At 66.1% G+C, this 15,477-nt stretch carries 18 protein-coding genes; 11 read left to right on the forward strand and 7 right to left on the reverse strand.

Annotated features, from left to right (window positions below; genetic code table 11):
• Nucleotides 1-277 (forward strand): PaaI family thioesterase (locus tag GSQ76_RS15110; protein WP_254070424.1); only part of this gene is annotated, 277 nt, incomplete at its 5' end.
• Nucleotides 274-699 (forward strand): NUDIX domain-containing protein, encoded by a 426-nt coding sequence (locus GSQ76_RS15115; protein WP_158744735.1) that lies wholly within the window; start codon nucleotides 274-276, stop codon nucleotides 697-699. The genes GSQ76_RS15110 and GSQ76_RS15115, both read left to right, overlap by 4 nt.
• A 3-nt stretch (nucleotides 700-702) precedes the next feature.
• Here the strand turns inward: GSQ76_RS15115 and GSQ76_RS15120 are convergent, their stop codons facing one another.
• Both GSQ76_RS15120 and GSQ76_RS15125 read right to left on the reverse strand, forming a co-directional pair.
• A complete protein-coding gene (locus GSQ76_RS15120) occupies nucleotides 703-1,125 on the reverse strand; it encodes a response regulator (RefSeq protein ID WP_158744736.1) in 423 nt (140 codons plus the stop codon).
• 506 nt (nucleotides 1,126-1,631) lie between these two features.
• Nucleotides 1,632-2,507 carry an ABC transporter ATP-binding protein gene (locus tag GSQ76_RS15125; RefSeq protein WP_158744737.1) on the reverse strand — a complete coding sequence of 292 codons (876 nt, stop codon included), beginning with the start codon at nucleotides 2,505-2,507 and terminating at the stop codon, nucleotides 1,632-1,634.
• Between the two features lie 312 nt (nucleotides 2,508-2,819).
• Here GSQ76_RS15125 and GSQ76_RS15130 point away from each other — a divergent pair, with 312 nt between their 5' ends.
• The 3 genes from GSQ76_RS15130 to GSQ76_RS15140 all read left to right on the forward strand — a co-directional run bounded on the left by GSQ76_RS15130 (nucleotide 2,820) and on the right by GSQ76_RS15140 (nucleotide 5,791).
• On the forward strand, nucleotides 2,820-4,316 hold the full coding sequence (locus GSQ76_RS15130) for a lytic transglycosylase domain-containing protein (RefSeq protein WP_158744738.1): 1,497 nt from the start codon (nucleotides 2,820-2,822) through the stop codon (nucleotides 4,314-4,316).
• Nucleotides 4,317-4,441: 125 nt separating this feature from the next.
• Nucleotides 4,442-5,122, forward strand: a complete 681-nt coding sequence (locus GSQ76_RS15135; RefSeq protein WP_158744739.1) for a 3-oxoacid CoA-transferase subunit A — start codon at nucleotides 4,442-4,444, stop codon at nucleotides 5,120-5,122.
• A gap of 21 nt (nucleotides 5,123-5,143) precedes the next feature.
• Nucleotides 5,144-5,791: a 3-oxoacid CoA-transferase subunit B gene (locus GSQ76_RS15140; protein ID WP_216851072.1), complete on the forward strand. Its 648-nt coding sequence runs from the start codon at nucleotides 5,144-5,146 to the stop codon at nucleotides 5,789-5,791.
• 1 nt (nucleotide 5,792) lies between these two features.
• On the opposite strand, the gene GSQ76_RS15145 is transcribed toward GSQ76_RS15140, so the two are convergent.
• On the reverse strand, nucleotides 5,793-6,149 hold the full coding sequence (locus tag GSQ76_RS15145) for a hypothetical protein (RefSeq protein ID WP_158744740.1): 357 nt from the start codon (nucleotides 6,147-6,149) through the stop codon (nucleotides 5,793-5,795).
• Nucleotides 6,150-6,370: 221 nt separating this feature from the next.
• On the opposite strand from GSQ76_RS15145, the gene GSQ76_RS15150 reads away from it, so the two are divergent.
• The 3 genes from GSQ76_RS15150 to GSQ76_RS15160 are packed head-to-tail and all read left to right on the forward strand — an operon-like array spanning nucleotide 6,371 to nucleotide 8,508.
• Nucleotides 6,371-7,279, forward strand: coding sequence for a transglutaminase family protein (locus tag GSQ76_RS15150; protein WP_158744741.1), 909 nt, complete (start codon nucleotides 6,371-6,373; stop codon nucleotides 7,277-7,279).
• A gap of 14 nt (nucleotides 7,280-7,293) precedes the next feature.
• A complete protein-coding gene (locus tag GSQ76_RS15155) occupies nucleotides 7,294-8,115 on the forward strand; it encodes a transglutaminase family protein (RefSeq protein WP_158744742.1) in 822 nt (273 codons plus the stop codon).
• Between the two features lie 30 nt (nucleotides 8,116-8,145).
• Entirely contained in the window at nucleotides 8,146-8,508 is a 363-nt protein-coding gene (locus GSQ76_RS15160; RefSeq protein WP_158744743.1) for a Rap1a/Tai family immunity protein, read from the forward strand.
• An 18-nt stretch (nucleotides 8,509-8,526) separates the two neighbouring features.
• Here GSQ76_RS15160 and GSQ76_RS15165 read toward each other — a convergent pair whose 3' ends face one another.
• Nucleotides 8,527-10,248 (reverse strand): hypothetical protein, encoded by a 1,722-nt coding sequence (locus tag GSQ76_RS15165; RefSeq protein ID WP_158744744.1) that lies wholly within the window; start codon nucleotides 10,246-10,248, stop codon nucleotides 8,527-8,529.
• Nucleotides 10,249-10,401: 153 nt separating this feature from the next.
• On the opposite strand from GSQ76_RS15165, the gene GSQ76_RS15170 reads away from it, so the two are divergent.
• The gene (locus GSQ76_RS15170; RefSeq protein WP_174247356.1) at nucleotides 10,402-12,009 is read left to right on the forward strand and encodes an ABC transporter substrate-binding protein; all 1,608 of its coding nucleotides are present in this window, start codon (nucleotides 10,402-10,404) and stop codon (nucleotides 12,007-12,009) included.
• Nucleotides 12,010-12,044: 35 nt separating this feature from the next.
• Here GSQ76_RS15170 and GSQ76_RS15175 read toward each other — a convergent pair whose 3' ends face one another.
• Nucleotides 12,045-12,464, reverse strand: coding sequence for a CHRD domain-containing protein (locus tag GSQ76_RS15175; protein ID WP_216851073.1), 420 nt, complete (start codon nucleotides 12,462-12,464; stop codon nucleotides 12,045-12,047).
• Nucleotides 12,465-12,509: 45 nt separating this feature from the next.
• On the opposite strand from GSQ76_RS15175, the gene GSQ76_RS15180 reads away from it, so the two are divergent.
• Nucleotides 12,510-13,211 carry a GNAT family N-acetyltransferase gene (locus GSQ76_RS15180; protein ID WP_158744745.1) on the forward strand — a complete coding sequence of 234 codons (702 nt, stop codon included), beginning with the start codon at nucleotides 12,510-12,512 and terminating at the stop codon, nucleotides 13,209-13,211.
• Nucleotides 13,211-13,876 carry a DedA family protein gene (locus GSQ76_RS15185; protein WP_254070425.1) on the forward strand — a complete coding sequence of 222 codons (666 nt, stop codon included), beginning with the start codon at nucleotides 13,211-13,213 and terminating at the stop codon, nucleotides 13,874-13,876. The genes GSQ76_RS15180 and GSQ76_RS15185 overlap by 1 nt, the downstream gene beginning before the upstream one ends.
• Nucleotides 13,877-13,886: 10 nt before the next feature.
• Here the strand turns inward: GSQ76_RS15185 and GSQ76_RS15190 are convergent, their stop codons facing one another.
• Nucleotides 13,887-15,134 (reverse strand): ABC transporter substrate-binding protein, encoded by a 1,248-nt coding sequence (locus GSQ76_RS15190; RefSeq protein WP_254070426.1) that lies wholly within the window; start codon nucleotides 15,132-15,134, stop codon nucleotides 13,887-13,889.
• Nucleotides 15,098-15,451, reverse strand: coding sequence for a DoxX family protein (locus tag GSQ76_RS15195; RefSeq protein WP_158744746.1), 354 nt, complete (start codon nucleotides 15,449-15,451; stop codon nucleotides 15,098-15,100). Before GSQ76_RS15195 ends, GSQ76_RS15190 begins: the two co-directional genes overlap by 37 nt.
• Nucleotides 15,452-15,477: the final 26 nt, after the last annotated feature.

Raw genomic sequence — 15,477 nt, forward strand, 5'->3', positions numbered from 1 at the left:
GACGATGCTGGACGAGGCCGGGGCCCTGTGCGGCGTCTGGTGCAGCGTGCCCGGCAACCGGCGGTGGTCGGTGACCGTGGACCTGGATTGCCGCTTCACCGGCCAAGCCAAGGACGGTCGCATCTTCGCCACCGGCGAGTTGGTCAGCCGCGGCCGCTCGCTCTATTTCGCCCGCACCGAGATCATCGATGCGCATGGCCGCGTGCTGGCCTACGGCGCCAGCAGCCATAAATGGCGCCGCGGGAGTGAGGTGCTGGAGGGTGTTCCCCGCTCGTGACCCGCGTGCTGTCCTGCGGCGTCATCGTCACGGATGGCCGGCACGTGCTGATCGGCCACGCCACCGGATCCGCCCGGTGGGACATCCCGAAAGGCCAATCCGATCCCGGTGAGCTGCCCGAGCAAGCAGCTCGTCGCGAACTGCTGGAAGAAACCGGCCTAGACCCGGACACTGCGCCGCTGCAGTCACTCGGCCATTTCGATTATCTACCGCGCAAGGACCTGGCGCTGTTCGTCTGGCGGCGCGACATCATGCCCGACCCGGCGGTTCTCGTCTGCCAGTCCCACTTCATTCTAAAGGGCCGAAGCGTGCCGGAATTCGACCATTTCGCATGCCCGCTCTGGCCAGATGCATTGCCGAAGCTGGGCAAGGCGATGGCGGCACGCCTGACGGTGATCGCCGCCGAACAAGGCTGGTGTTAGCGTCTAGTGAACGTAGGCGCCCCGCCGTGCCTCTTGCGGGACGAAGGCGCCGAACATCGCATCATCCAATGCCACGTCGATCAACCGCAGCAGCCGCGCGGGGCTCAGCGGCTTCTCGATGAAGTATTCATGCCGGGCCAGGATCGGCATCGAGGTGCGGCGTGGCGTGCCAGTGTAGATCACGGGGCGGCCGGGATGACTGGCCCGCCAATGCTCGGCAAGCTGATGACCGCTGAGGTTATCGGGCAGGTCCAAATCGGTCACCAGCAAATCGAACGCCTGCTGCTGCGCCAGCAGCCCAGTCGCCTCGGACCCACGGCAAGCACTCACGACGTCGAACCCGGCCTGGGACAGAACGTCCGTCATGATCCATTGCGTGAGCACGTCGTCGTCGGCGAACAAAATGAGGCGGCTGGGCATAGACATCGAAAAGCTCCTGTAGCAGTCCAACCTACTCCCGCCCGCCACAGTCAGATGCAAAGGAACCTCCCTTATTCGTTCACGGCAAGGTGAGGCACGTGATGAGGTGATGCGAACATTAGGAAACTCAGCGACGAGGTGAGATATGTCGCAGTTTGTTTGGCGTTAGCCCCGTCCCTGTTCGCAAGTGTGAAAATTATTAACTCTACCGCCGTATTTCTTTATTATAAGATTAACGAGTACTCGCCTGTCTCGTCCGCAACGCCAGAGATCGCGCTCACGCCATCAGCGGTTTGACGATCGGTCGACAGATGCCGGTAATGCTTATGCCGCAGTGGCAAAACCCTCCAGGGATCGGTCCCCAGTCGGGCCAGGCGCTTCGGGATCGTCAGGATGGTATGGGATGCCGGGTTCAACCGGGCTGTCACCTCTTTCCAGGCGACAGGTGTGCCACCGTCGCGCCCGGCCCATTTCGCAGCCGAGGCTGAAACGGGTTGCAGTGCCCGCACGGCTCAGCTTGGTTCGACCGCCACAACCTCGACCGGACCAGTGCCGAGGTAGCTGTGCAGCACCTCCTGCGGCACGCCGTCGGCACGGATGCGCCCGGAATCGAGCCAGATCACGCGCGTCGCCCACTCCAGCACGATCGACTCGATGTGCGACGACAGCACCAGGATCTCTGCCGCCTTCACGAGGCTCTCCATCCGTGCGCGGGCTTTGTCCAGGAAGGCGGCGTCGCCCGCCAGGAACCACTCGTCCATCAGCAGTATTTGCGGGCGGATGGCGGTCGCCATGCCAAAGGCCAGCCGAATTCCCATGCCGGACGAATACAACCGCACCGGCAGTTCCATGAACTCGCCCAACTCGGCGAAGTCGGACACGTCGTCCACCATGGCGGCGATCTGGGCCCGGCTCATCTGATTGTACAGCCCGCGCAACATGATGTTCTCGCGGCCCGACAATTCCGGATTCATCCCGGCATTCACGTCCAGCAGGGACCCGATGACGCCATCCACCTGCAATTTGCCGATAATGGGTTCGTAGATCCCAGCTAATGTGCGCAGCAACGTGGTCTTGCCCGCCCCATTGCCGCCCACCAGGCCCAACCGGTCGCCGGGGCGCAGGGTGAACGAAATGTCGCGCAGCGCCTGCACCACGACCCGGTGCTGCTGGTCCTCGCCCAACCGGCCGGACGCCGCGGCGAACACCGCCTTCTTCAGGCTGCGGCCGCCGCCGTGATAGATCGGAAAGTCGACGCAAAGCCCCTCGGCCTTGATGAGTGTCTTCACGCCAGGATGACCCGCCACTCGGGCGGAGGCCGATCGGCGATAGGCCAGTCGAGGATAGGCGAGCCAGGCGCCCGGGATTGCCCGGACATCCAGCGGCATGCGCCAGCCTTTCGACGGACGGGCGGGGGAGTGCTCGGCATAATCAAGCCGCGTAGCCGATCAAACCTGGATCTGCAACCTCACGCGCTCCTCGGTCGGATCGTTCCGGCCTCACGAATCTGTGCTCTTAATAACACAGCAACTTGAAAATCGGATAATGAGTGCGTCGCACCCGCTCAGCGTGGCTTGTTGGAGAAGCTTTGCTTCGTTAGGGACTTAGCCGGGCTTCCTGCCGAGTCACCTGAGCGGCCGCCAATCGGATGTCGTAAACCAGGCCATTAATGGCCATGCCTAGACGGAGAACTGCCCCGCATGACGCGCCCCCCGCACTACCTATCCGCAGCCGCCAAGCCTGCCCGTAACCGGTCTACCGGCCGCACCGCATTGCGTGCCGCTGGATGCCTCGGTGTCATGGGACTGCTATCGGCCTGCGCAGGCGGGCAGCACGTCAGCAACAGCCAGGAGGCTGCGGGTTACGAGCAGCGTGCGCACCGCTCCTACACCCCGCCGGGTGGCCGCAGCGACCCCTGGGGGCCGTACATTCAGGAAGCGTCGGGGAAGTACGATGTGCCGGAGCGTTGGATCCGCGAAGTCATGCGCGTCGAATCCGGTGGCCGGACCGAAATGAATGGCGCGCCCATCACGTCCGGCGCCGGGGCAATGGGCCTGATGCAGGTCATGCCAGCCACCTATGACGAGTTGAAGGGCCGCTATGGCCTCGGCGACGATCCCTACGATCCGCACAACAGCATTCTCGCCGGCACCGCCTATATCCGGGAACTGTATGACCTCTACGGCAACCCCGGCTTCCTGGCCGCCTATAACGGTGGCCCCGGCCGGCTGGACGATTACCTGACCCGCAACCGCGCACTGCCGGAAGAAACCCGGCGTTATGTCGCGAAGATCGGGCCATACATCACAGACTCCTTCCCGAGCCGGCGCTCCACTGCCGAGATGTATGCAATGAACTCGCTGCCAACCAGCATCCCGGCCGGCCCGCGCTACAACACGAACAGCGACACGGCGACCGCCGCCTATGTGCCGCCGCCCGCGCCCGCGCCGGTCGCACCCGCTGCCGCCCCGGTGGAGGTCGCGTTCGCGCCGCCTTCGGAAACCGATGGTGCCTTCAACCCGCCGCCGGGTTGGAAGCCGAAGAACATGTCGCGTGCGGAAGTGGCCGCCTACGTGCCGCCGCCCGCCACCGCGCCGGCACCCACAATGGTCGCCGCGGCCGAACCGCAGCCGACTTACGCAGCCGCGCCCTATGTTCCACCGGCAACGCCAGCCCCCAGCTACACGCCGGCCCCCACTTACGCGCCGGCCCCGATGCCCGCCCGCATGGCCGCGGTCGAGCCATTGCCCACGCCGCCCGAGCCGGTTCGCGCTCCTGCGCCGCCGCCCGCTTCTCGCTACGCAGCGGCACTGCCAACGCCGCCAATGCCTGTGTCAACCGTGCAAACCGCCTCCGCCACCGGCTACGCCAGTCCGCAACGCGGCGGCTTCCGCCTCGTCGGTCCGGCCTATGCCGCCCCAGCGCCTGCCTACCGTGGCGGCGCGGGCGAGTGGGCGATTCAGGTGGGCGCGTTCGGCAACGAAGGCCTGGCCCACATCGCCGTCGGCAATGCTCGCGAGCAGGCCGGCGCCGTGCTGTCATCCGCCAAGCCGGCAGTCGCCGGGATCAAGGAAGCGCATGGCACGCTTTACCGCGCCCGATTGATGGGGCTTTCGCGTGAGAGTGCGACGCAGGCATGCGACCGGCTGAAGGGCCGCAGCTCCTGCATCGTGCTGTCACCGGACGCCCAGTCCTAGCAGCCCAGTCCTAGCAGCCCAGTCCTAAAGCCCAGGGCCTAGCGACCCTGGGCCGCCCTCCAACCTTGCCGTTGGGGGAACCCGGGGGCATGGTTCGTTCGAGTGGGTAGGAAAGACGAGTAGGTATGATCGATAAGCGCGTCGCAAATGTCGCGGCGGCCATGGATGGGATTACCGATGGCGCCACCGTGTTGGTTGGCGGCTTCGGAGCGGTCGGGCAACCGAACCAACTGATCGATGGGCTGATCGAGCAAGGCGCTCGGGACCTGACGATCGTCGCCAACAACTCCGGTGTTGCCGAGTTCGGGCTGGCCAAACTGATGAAGCTGCGCCGGGTGCGAAAGATCATCTGCTCCTTCCCCCGCTCCGCCGGCTCGTTCGTGTTCGAGGAACTGTATCGCGCCGGTGAGATCGAGTTGGAGCTGGTGCCGCAGGGCACGCTTGCCGAACGCATGCGCGCCGCAGGGGCAGGGATCCCCGCCTTCTACACCCCCACCGCTTTTGGAACGAAGCTGGCCGAGGGTAAGCCGACTGCCGAGATCGGCGGCCGCAACTGCGTGCTGGAGTACGCATTGCCCGGCGACGTCGCCCTGGTAGAGGCGTGGGAGGGCGATCGATGGGGCAATCTCACCTACAAAGACAGTGGCCGGAACTTCAATCCGGTCATGGCCGCCGCCGCCAAGCTGACCATCGTGCAGGTTCAGCGCATCGTCGAACTCGGCGCGCTCCCGCCGGAGGCGGTGGTCACGCCAGGGGTCTATGTGGACCGGCTGGTCGCCGTCCCCCATGAAGGCCCGCAAGGCTGAGCCCCGGAAAGGAGCCGCAGGATGACCATTCAAGCCCGTGACCGCGTTGGCATGGCCGCCCGCGTCGCCGCCGACATCCCTGAGGGTTGGTGGGTGAATCTCGGCATCGGCATTCCCGTGCTGGTCGCCGACCACGTCCCCCTCGATCGCGAGGTGGTGTTCCACTCCGAAAATGGCGTGCTCGGCATGGGTCCAGCCCCGGCGCCGGACAAGGTGAACCCCTGGCTGATCAATGCCGGCAAGACGCATGTGACGCTTCGCCAGGGCGGCAGCTACGTGCATCACGCCGATAGCTTCTCGATCATCCGGGGCGGGCATCTTGACCTCTGCGTGCTCGGCGCGTTCGAGGTCGCGCAGAACGGGGACATTGCCAACTGGTCCCGCTCCGACAACGATTTCGCGCCCGCGGTGGGCGGCGCGATGGACCTGGCCGTAGGCGCCAAGCGACTTTGGGCAGTGATGGAACACACTACCAAGACCGGCGAATCCCGTCTTGTGAAGACCTGCACCTATCCGCTGACCGCATTGGGTGCGGTCAGCCGGGTCTACACCAACCTGGCAGTGCTCGACGTTACCGAGCGTGGGTTCGTCGTGGTCGACATCGTGCCGGGCCTTGACTTCGCGGGTCTACAGGAACGCACCGCCGCGACCCTGCACCTCCCGGCCTAGCCTACTTTCCAAGGTTCGGCGTCACCCCATCGCCGCCTGCGGGCGAACCGACCCGGTCGGAATTGCTGGTCTGGGTGCCACCGCTCGACAACGTGCCAGTCGGCGTGCTGCTGAATGGCGTGCTGTTGGCCGGCCCTGCATCCAGCGTCCGGCCACCCGCACCCGCCACGCGATCGACCGAGGCTACGCCAGCCGGCCCGACGCTCGGTACCGGAGCATCCTTCAGGACCGTGTCATTGCCCTGAGCGTCCGCCGCGATCGGAAACCCCGCCGCCGACGCCGTGCTGTCGGGCGACGCCAGTAGCGCCAGCGGAGAGGACAGTAGAACGACGGCGAGAACGATCGTGCTGGAACGCATGGTGTGTATCCTTTTGCGTCGCATTAAGCCTGGTCCGGCATAGTGGTTGCTCTGCGATCCGTTCTCGTTTTGGTGACTGCCTCGCTTTAATTATAAAATGCCGCCGCGCTTGAAACGGCTTGCGCAAGCGTGGCGCGAGTCGTGCATACTACTTCCTCTACCCTTGTTCGGAGTCGAGGCCGCTAGTCTCGCTGCGTTCACCAGCCAGTGCGTGGTACCCCTTGCCCCTGCTGACCGTTCGCCACATCACCACCTATCGCTATCGACACCCGGTCGCCTTCGGTGAACATCGAATGATGTTTCGGCCCCGGGACAGCCACGATCAGCGACTGCTGTCGCACAAGCTGGTCATCAGCCCGTCGCCGTCCGCGCTGCACTGGTCGCTGGACGTCTTCGGCAACTCTGTGTCCCGCGCGCAGTTCTCAGTTCGTAATGATACACTCGTTTTCGACAGCCTGTTGGAAGTCGATCATCAGGAGGCCGCGCCCATGAGCGTGCTTCTGGCAGACCACGCTCGCATGTTCCCATTCGCCTACGACACGGACGAGATGCCGGACCTCGCCCGCTCGATCGAGCGGCAATTGCCCGATCCGGGGCACGTCGTCGCCCGCTGGGCGCACGCCTTCCTCAACGAGAACGGCCCGACTCAGACGATCGAGCTCCTGACGCGGATGACCAAAACGATCTGCCGTCGCTTCACCTATCGCGCCCGCCACGAACCCGGCATCCAGGATCCCCGCACAACGCTGCGGCTGGAAACCGGCACCTGCCGGGATTTCGCGATGCTGATGATGGAGGCCGTCCGCGCCCTCGGCCTCGCCGCCCGCTTCGTCTCCGGCTACCTCCATGTGCCAGCCCGCGCCCACCCTGGTGAGGCGGAGCGGCATGGCGGCGGCAATACGCATGCCTGGCTGCAGGTCTACCTCCCCGGGTCTGGCTGGGTGGATTTCGACCCGACCAACGGCATCATAGGCACGCGTGGCCTCGTCCGCGTCGCAGTGGTGCGCGACCCGGCGATGGCCGTCCCGCTATCCGGCAGTTGGACCGGCGCCGCCGCCGACTGCGTCGGCATGGCCGTCACCGTCCGAGTGACCGAAGACGCCGCTTCCTCCATCCAAGTCGCCTCCTGAGGAGCACCTAGTCCATGCGTATCCGCTGCGGTTTTCGCATCGCGTATGACTTCTCGCAGCCCGTGCCCATGCTGCTCGCGCTCAGCTCGCACCCCTCACGAGAGCAGGATTTGCTCACCAAGCCGGTGCTGACCACCAGTCCGGAGTTGGAGGTCAACGCCTATACCGACGATTTCGGCAATGTCTGCCACCGGGTCGTGGCGCCCCAGGGCCGGGTCGAATTGGCCACCGAATTCGACATCTACGATAGCGGCCTGCCCGACGCAGTGGTGCCCGAGGCCAAGCAGTTCGACGTCCACGACCTGCCGAATGGCGCACTCGTCTACCTGCTGGGAAGCCGCTATTGCGAGACCGACAAGCTATCCAATATCGCCTGGTCGCTATTTGGCGGGACAGAGCCGGGGTGGGCGCGCGTGCAGTCGATCTGCGACTTCGCACACGAGCGGATCACCTTTGGCTACCACCATGCGCGGCCCGACAAGTCTGCCTGGGACGGCTATAACGAGCGCCAGGGCGTGTGCCGCGACTATGCCCATCTGGCAGTCACGCTGTGCCGCTGCATGAACATCCCAGCCCGCTACTGCACCGGCTACCTCGGCGACATCGGCATCCCACCCTCGGACGCGCCGATGGACTTCTCCGCCTGGTTCGAAGCCTATCTCGACGGGCCGGATGGCGGCCGCTGGTACACCTTCGACGCCCGGCATAACTTCCCGCGCATCGGCCGTGTCCTCATGGCCCGGGGCCGCGACGCGACCGACGTCGCCCTCGTCACCAGCTTCGGCCCGGCCTGGCTGAGCATCTTCGAGGTTACGACTTTCGAAGTCACGGAGTAGGGTCTGCTCCGCGATATCGGAGGACATTCCTTGACCCGTCTACACACTATGCTCGCCGCCGCAGCGTTCGCGTCGTTGGGCGTCACCGCCCTGCCCAGCGGGGCGCATGCGCAGGCCTTCATCAGCGGCACCCAATTGGCCAAGGCCTGCGCCAGCCACACCCCGGCGGACGAGAACGCCTGCAACGGCTACATCGCCGGCTCTCTGGACGAGGTGGCCGTCAATACCGATTTGCGGGCCACGATCTGCCCCCCGGCCGGCACCAAGCTCTCGGTGATGCGCATGGCACTGGCCAAATATGGCGCGCAGAACCCGGCCGATACCAAGGGCAGCGGCATCGCCCTGGTCCACGCGATGATCAAGGCAACCTATCCCTGCCCAGCCGCCAAGTAGGCTAGCGCCGCGGCCCGGTCAGCTTCCGGCGATGCTGGGGGTAACCGTGGCCGTGGCGCCCACCGGGCACGACCCGCTCAGTTGGTTGACGAAGGCGCCTGGTGCGGGGGCGATCACCAACGCGTCCGGCGGCTCGGCGATGCCGTTGGATTTACGAACCGTGGCGGCGATCGGCGGCAGGTTGGGCAGACGGACCTGAACCGTCTGGCCAACCTGCAGATGCGCGTCCGACCCGATCGTCAGGAAAGCGTGGTCGCAATCCAGTATCCGGATCAGCGGTAGCCCGGCGGTCGTCGCGGCACCCTGCTGCGCCTCGAGCGAGCGGATGACGCCATGCACGCCGGCCAGAACCGGCAGATCGGCCGGTGCCTTCACCGGAATATGGGCGATCCCATCCTGAAATTGGTTGACGTCGTTCGCAGCCGCGGCGCGCTGGCGGCGAAGGTCGGCCAACTTCGCGCGGCCGGAATCGCTGTTGGGTGTCGACTGCGTCAGCGACTGGTCCAACGCGGACAGCTTGGCCTGCGCCATTGCCAACTGGTCCTGCAACAGCCCAATGGCCGGGTCCGCCACCGGCTCGGTATGGATGGTCAGCAGCAATGTCGACGGATCGACCGCCTGGCCATTCTTGATGGCGATGCTGGCGATACGCCCTTGGCCGCTCGCCCGCAGCACCATCATCGGAGCGTTGAACGTCGCGGTCGGCGTCTGATTGACGACGAAGAGGTGCGGCAACAGCTTCACGATGCCCACGCAGGCGGCTGCGACCACCACCACGCCGACCAGGGCGGGCACCGCCTTGCGGACGATCCGGCCGGCGCCAGTGCCGGGTGCGGCCTGCGGGGGATGGCCAGCGGCCGCATCAGCCGGTTCAGCGGCCCACATGCCAGCCATGGCCGGCGTTGCACGGCCGCGCCGGTCGCCAGTGGTCTCGGCTGGCGGCGTCCACTCGATGCTGTCGGCAGGTTTGCTGGGCGGGGCAGGCGGTTCCGCCCAATAGACAGCGCTGCGAAGTGCCTCGTCCTGCTCGGTCGCAGGCAGGTGGCCATCGTCCGCGTAGCCAGTCGACGGCTCGGCAGTAACGGGCTCTTCCGGGAACGCCCACTCCGCTGCCAGCGGCGCGACGTCCGGTTCGGGCTCGGGCTCGGGCTCGGGCTCTTCGAAATACGGCTCCGGCTCATCGACCGGCAGGGTCTCCGGCTCCAACACCTCCGGGGCGGGCAGAACCACATCGGCATACGGTTCGGGCTCGACTGTCGGCGTCAGATCGGCATACGGCTCCGGCTCGGCGACCGGCGCCGGTTCGCTCGGCGTGATGCTGCCCGCCCAATACGCCATCGGCTCGGGCAGCCGGGGCGCTGCCGCGATGGGCTCTGCCTGCTCGACCGGCACAAGCTCCGGCGCCTGGGCAACCTGCTCGACAGGCTCCAGCCCTACCGATTCGTCGAACGCCGCCGACGTCAGGACGATCGTCGGCAGCGGCGGATGCAGCATCGGCCCCCGCGGCATCGCCAATGGAATGACCACGTGCAACGCCGAGATGAACGCCTGCGCCGGACCCGGCGGCGCAAACCGCTCACTGTGCCGCCATGGCGCGAGCGCCGGTTCATCCAGGGGATCAAAGACCGGCGCCGGCCAAGCTGCCGAATAGGCCAGCCGCCGGCGCTCACGGGGCTCCATGCCGGCGGGATGGCGCCCGAAAATCACCACGGGCGGCGTGCTCTTATCGTCGTCTGTCACGCCATCTCCGGGCCATGCTCACGAACCAACAGCCCACTTCTCCCGACGTCCCCGTGCCGTTAGCCGAGCGGTCCGTCGGGCGTCAAGGCTGGCGCAACTCTTGCGTGGCCAACAGGCCGCGATCCGGCCACACACCTTGATGGAGAGCCCACTTTGACCCTCCCGCTTTCTCGCCGTGCCGTGCTTGCCGGCGGCGCCGCTGGGCTGGCGGCCGGGCTGCCTGTCCTGTCCTACGCCCAGGGCGCAACCGCGCTCACCTACGGTATTTCGATGGCCGACATCCCCCTCACCACCGGCCAGCCGGACCGCGGCGCCGGCGCCTACCAGTTCACTGGGTTGACGCTGTACGACCCGCTGGTCGCCTGGGAACTGGACGTCGCGGACCGCCCCGGCAAGCTCATCCCCGGCCTCGCCACCTCGTGGCAAAGCGATCCCGCGGATCATACCCAATGGACCTTCAAACTGCGGCAGGGCGTCGCCTTCCATGATGGCTCGATGCTGGATGCCAACGCAGTGGTCTGGAATTTCGACAAGGTGCTGAACGCGCAGGCACCGCATTTCGACACCCGCCAGTCCGCGCAGGTCCGCCCCCGCCTGCCCAGCGTCGCGTCCTACCGGGTCATCGACCCGATGACGGTGCAGATCACCACCAAGGCAGTGGATGCGCTGTTCCCATACCAATTGCTGTGGTTCCTCGTGTCCTCCCCGGCGCAATACGCCAAGCTCGGCAGTTGGGAGAAATTCGCGTTCGAGCCGTCCGGAACCGGCCCCTTCAAGCTGACCAGCCTGGTGCCCCGCGTGAAGGCGGAGATGGTGCGCAACGATGCCTACTGGAACAAGGCGCGCATCCCGAAGCTGGAGAAACTGACGCTCATCTGCGCGCCCGAGGATCTGACCCGTGCCAACGCGCTGCTCACCAAACAGGTGGACCTGATCGAGACCCCGGCGCCGGACGCCGTGCCGCAGCTGAAGGCAGGCGGCGCGCGGGTGGTGGGCAACGTCACCCCTCACGTTTGGAACTACCATCTGTCCCTGGCCGACGGCAGCCCGTTCCGCGACATCCGCATCCGCAAGGCGGCCAACCTGGCCGTAGACCGGGACGGCGTGGTGCAGTTGATGGGCGGCCTCGCCAAGCCCGCTATCGGCCAGGTCGACCCAGCCAGCCCCTGGTTCGGCAACCCCACCTTCAAGATCACCACCGACATGGACGCCGCGCGCAAGCTGATGGCCGATGCCGGCTACAGCAAAGCCAATCCGCTGAAGACCAGGTTCATGGTGCCGACCGGCGGCAGCGGCCAGATGCTATCCATGCCGATCAACGAATTCATCCAGCAGGGCTGGACCGACATCGGTCTGCAGGTGGAATTCCAGCCTGTCGAGTTGGAGGTCGCCTACACCGCCTGGCGCAAGGGCGCGGCCGATCCGTCGCTGAAGGGCATCACCGCCAGCAACATCGCCTACGTCACCTCCGACCCGTTCTACGCGCTGATCCGCTTCTACAGCAGCAAGCAGATCGCCCCCGTCGGCATCAATTGGAGCGGCTACAAGAACCCCGAGGTCGACGCGTTATGCGACCAGGTCACCAGCAGCTTCGACCCGGCGGAGCAGGACCGGCTATGCGCCCGGATTCACGAAAAGGTGGTGGACGATGCCGTGCAGGTCTGGGTGGTGCACGACACCAATCCGCACGCGCTATCGGGCCGCGTCAAAAGCTACGTCCAGGCCCAACACTGGTTCCAGGATCTGACGACGCTGGCCTAATCCCCACCCGCACGCGGGTGGGGGAGGGACGCCTCTTACTTCATCATCTGGCCGCGAATTTCCCCACCGGGGTTCGCGGCCGTGTGGACGTTCGCGTACATCTTGCCCGACTCCAACGCCGTCACTTGCGCGTCGGTGAGGGTGGCGGTGCCGTGCAGCGGGCTGGTGACGGGCATGGCGAACGGCACCATCACGGCGGCATTCGCCCCCGGGTCGGCCGGCCCGTGCATGTGGCCCATCGTGGCCGGCCCGGTCAGCCCGGAGAAGGTGACGTCGTAGGTCAGCACCTTGGTGGTGGTGTCGAACGTGGCGTCGACCGTGCCCTTGCCGTCCGTCGTCTTTGCGGGCACTTCCGTGGCACCGTTCATGACGGCATGGAACTTCTGGGTTTCGGCATGCGCTGCGGCAGACACGAGCGCGGCGCAGGCGACCAGCAATAGGGCAGGGCTTTTCACTTTGACATCTTCTCCGGTGGATCTTGATTGCAGCCGGGCGGCATCATGATCGTGACGACCCCAAATGTCGATGGCGCCCCCCCGGTCGGCCCCCTCGTCGACGCCACGCCACGCCCGCTACCGGCCCGCATCCGCCTGCGTGGCCGCGACGTGGAATTGGAGCCGCTGCATGTGCGTCACGCGCCCGAACTCTGGGCCGCCGCGCAGGGCGCCGATGAGTCCTGGGCCTACATGGGCTACGGCCCCTTCGCCGACGAGGCCGCCATGACGCGGCACGTCGCCAGCTTCGCCACCACCCACGATCCCATGGTTTGGGCCGTACGCCCGATCGCCACGGGCGTCGTGTCCGGCTGGCTTTCCCTCATGGAGATCCAGCCCGGCAACGCCGCGATCGAGCTGGGAAACATCTGGTTCGGCCCCCGCATGCAGCGCACCCGCGCCGGTACCGAGGCGATGTTCCTCCTCCTGCGCCTGGCCGCCGACGAACTCGGCTATCGCCGCCTGGTCTGGAAATGCAACGCGCTGAACGCGCCGTCCCGCCGGGCCGCCGCGCGGTTGGGGTTCGAGTACGAGGGCACGTTGCGCGCCCACCTTGTCGTCAAAGGCAGGCGCCGCGATACCGCTTTCTTTGCGATCCTGGCAGATGAGTGGCCGCGCTGCCGCGATGCGATGGTGGCCTGGATGGATCCGTCGAACTTCGCGGCCGGCGGCACAGCGATCCGCGGCATGGCAAGCTTCCGCAGCTGATGGACTGGTTCAGCACCGACACGCTCGACCATCTCCTCGGCGAGTATGGCTACGGCGTTGTCTTCGTCATCATCTGCCTAGAGGCGATGGGCGTGCCCGCGCCGGGTGAAAGCCTCATCATCGCCGCCGCCGTCTACGCCGCCACCACGGGCCGGCTGGGGATCGTCGGGATCATTCTCGCCGCGATTGGCGGGGCGATCATGGGCGACAATTTCGGCTATCTGATTGGCCGCTGGGCCGGGTTTCCCCTGCTGAAGCGCTACGGCAAGCATGTCGGCCTCAACGAGCGCCGGCTGACCCTGGGCCGCTACCTGTTCCAGACCCAGGGTGGCAAGGTCGTGTTCGTCGGCCGCTTCATCGCCATCCTGCGCACTTTCGTGGCCCTGCTGGCAGGCGCCAACGGCATGCACTGGAAGACGTTCCTGCTGTGGAATGCCGTGGGTGGCGTTGTGTGGGCGACGCTGTATGGCACCGGGGCCTACCTGCTTGGCAATTTGATGCACAAAATCGCCGGCCCCGTCGGCATCTCGCTCGGCATCATCGCCGCCATCGTCATCGTCGTCGGCATCGTCCTGCTCCGCCGCAACGAATCCCGGCTGGAGGACAAGGCCGAAAAGGCGATGGGCCAGCAGGCCGATCCCCTTCCCGAACAACGCAGCGCCTAGCCGCCCTAGCCTAACTACCCGGTCGCAATTTGCGCACCACGTCGTCCGGCGGCATCACCGCTTCGCCGTTGACGTAGCCCCAATCCACCATGCCGCCATGCCCATTCTGCTTCGTGGTGCGCCCGACATAGGTGCCGAGCGTGCTCTGGTGATCGATCGCCCGAAACCGGCAGACCCCGAACGGCGTGGGAAACGTGGCGTCGGCGAACCCATCCGCCATCTTTTCGCTGTCGGTCCCGCCGGATTTCAGCACGCCCGACGCGATCGCATTGACCAGCGACACGCCCACCACAGCCCCCATCGTCGGCGCCTCATGATATTGCAGCGTGTAGTCCAACACGAACTGCTTGTTGTCCGGCTCGTCGGACAGGCTTTCTGGATAACCGGTCACCAGCCAGCCCGACGGCGTCTCGTCGCCCAGCAGGTTCAGGTATTCCGGCTCCCCCGTCAGCATCGAAACGACGAGGCGATTATCGAACAGCCCGCGCGTGTTACCCTGGCGCACGAAGGCCTGCAGATCCGTGCCGAATAACGCACAGAAGATCGCATCCGGCGCACCCTGGCCCAGCGCGCCGGCTATCGCCCCGGCATCGATATGCCCCAGCGCCGGCCATTGCTCCCCCACGAAGCGGACGTCCGGGCGGCGGGCGGACATGAGTTGGCGGAACCACTTCACGGCCGACTGGCCATATTCGTAATTCGGCGCGACCGTGGCGTATGTCTTCGCGGGCAGGGTCAGCGCCGTTTCCACCAGCATCGCCGCTTGCATGAAGGTGGAGGGGCGAATGCGGTAGGTGTAGCGATTGCCTTTCTCCCACACCAACGCATCGGTCAGCGGTTCGCCGGCGATGTAGAGCTTCTTCTGCTGCAAGGCGTAGGCGCTGATCGCCAGCCCGACATTCGACAAATAGCCGCCCGCCAGCACATCCACCTTGTCGTCATGCACCAATTCCGCCGCCGCCCGCAGCGCACCCTCCGGCGTGCCGCCATCATCGCGGGAGACGATTTCGACCTTGCGTCCGTTCAGCCCACCCAAATCGTTCAGATGCGACAGCGCCAACTCCCACCCTTTGCGATAGGACCGGGTGAAGTCGGGTTGGGAGGTGTAGCTGTTGATTTCCCCGATGCGGATCGGCGTGCTGGACTGCGCCCGCACTAGGGCAGGGCGGGCGAGCAGCCCGGCCGGTGCCGCTGCCAGCAGGGTCCGCCGGCTGAGCACCATTACGCCTGCCTCGCCGACACGGCCCGGCTGCGACATGCCGACACCGCAATCATCGCCGCCAGCGCGGTCAATGCCAGCCGGGGCAGAACCAATTCGGCTTCGCGGCTGCGCAATTCCACGACCAGCATCATCGCCGAAATCGCTGCCAACCCGGCGCCGCCAATGGCGCGGGTCTCGGGGTTGGCGACCAGCATCGCGCCCCCGGCCTCGAACAATCCGAATTTGCGCATGCTGCGCGGCGGCAGGCCCATGCGGCGAAATAGGCGGGTTTGCAGGCCCAACAGCTTCATCAAGCCCATGATGGTGAAGCTCAGTTCCACCAGGGCAGTGCGGCCCTCGTTCTCGCGCAGCATTTCGCACGTCCTCTCCGGTCGATCTG

This window comes from Acidisphaera sp. L21 (assembly GCF_009765685.1).
Lineage (GTDB): Bacteria > Pseudomonadota > Alphaproteobacteria > Acetobacterales > Acetobacteraceae > LMUY01.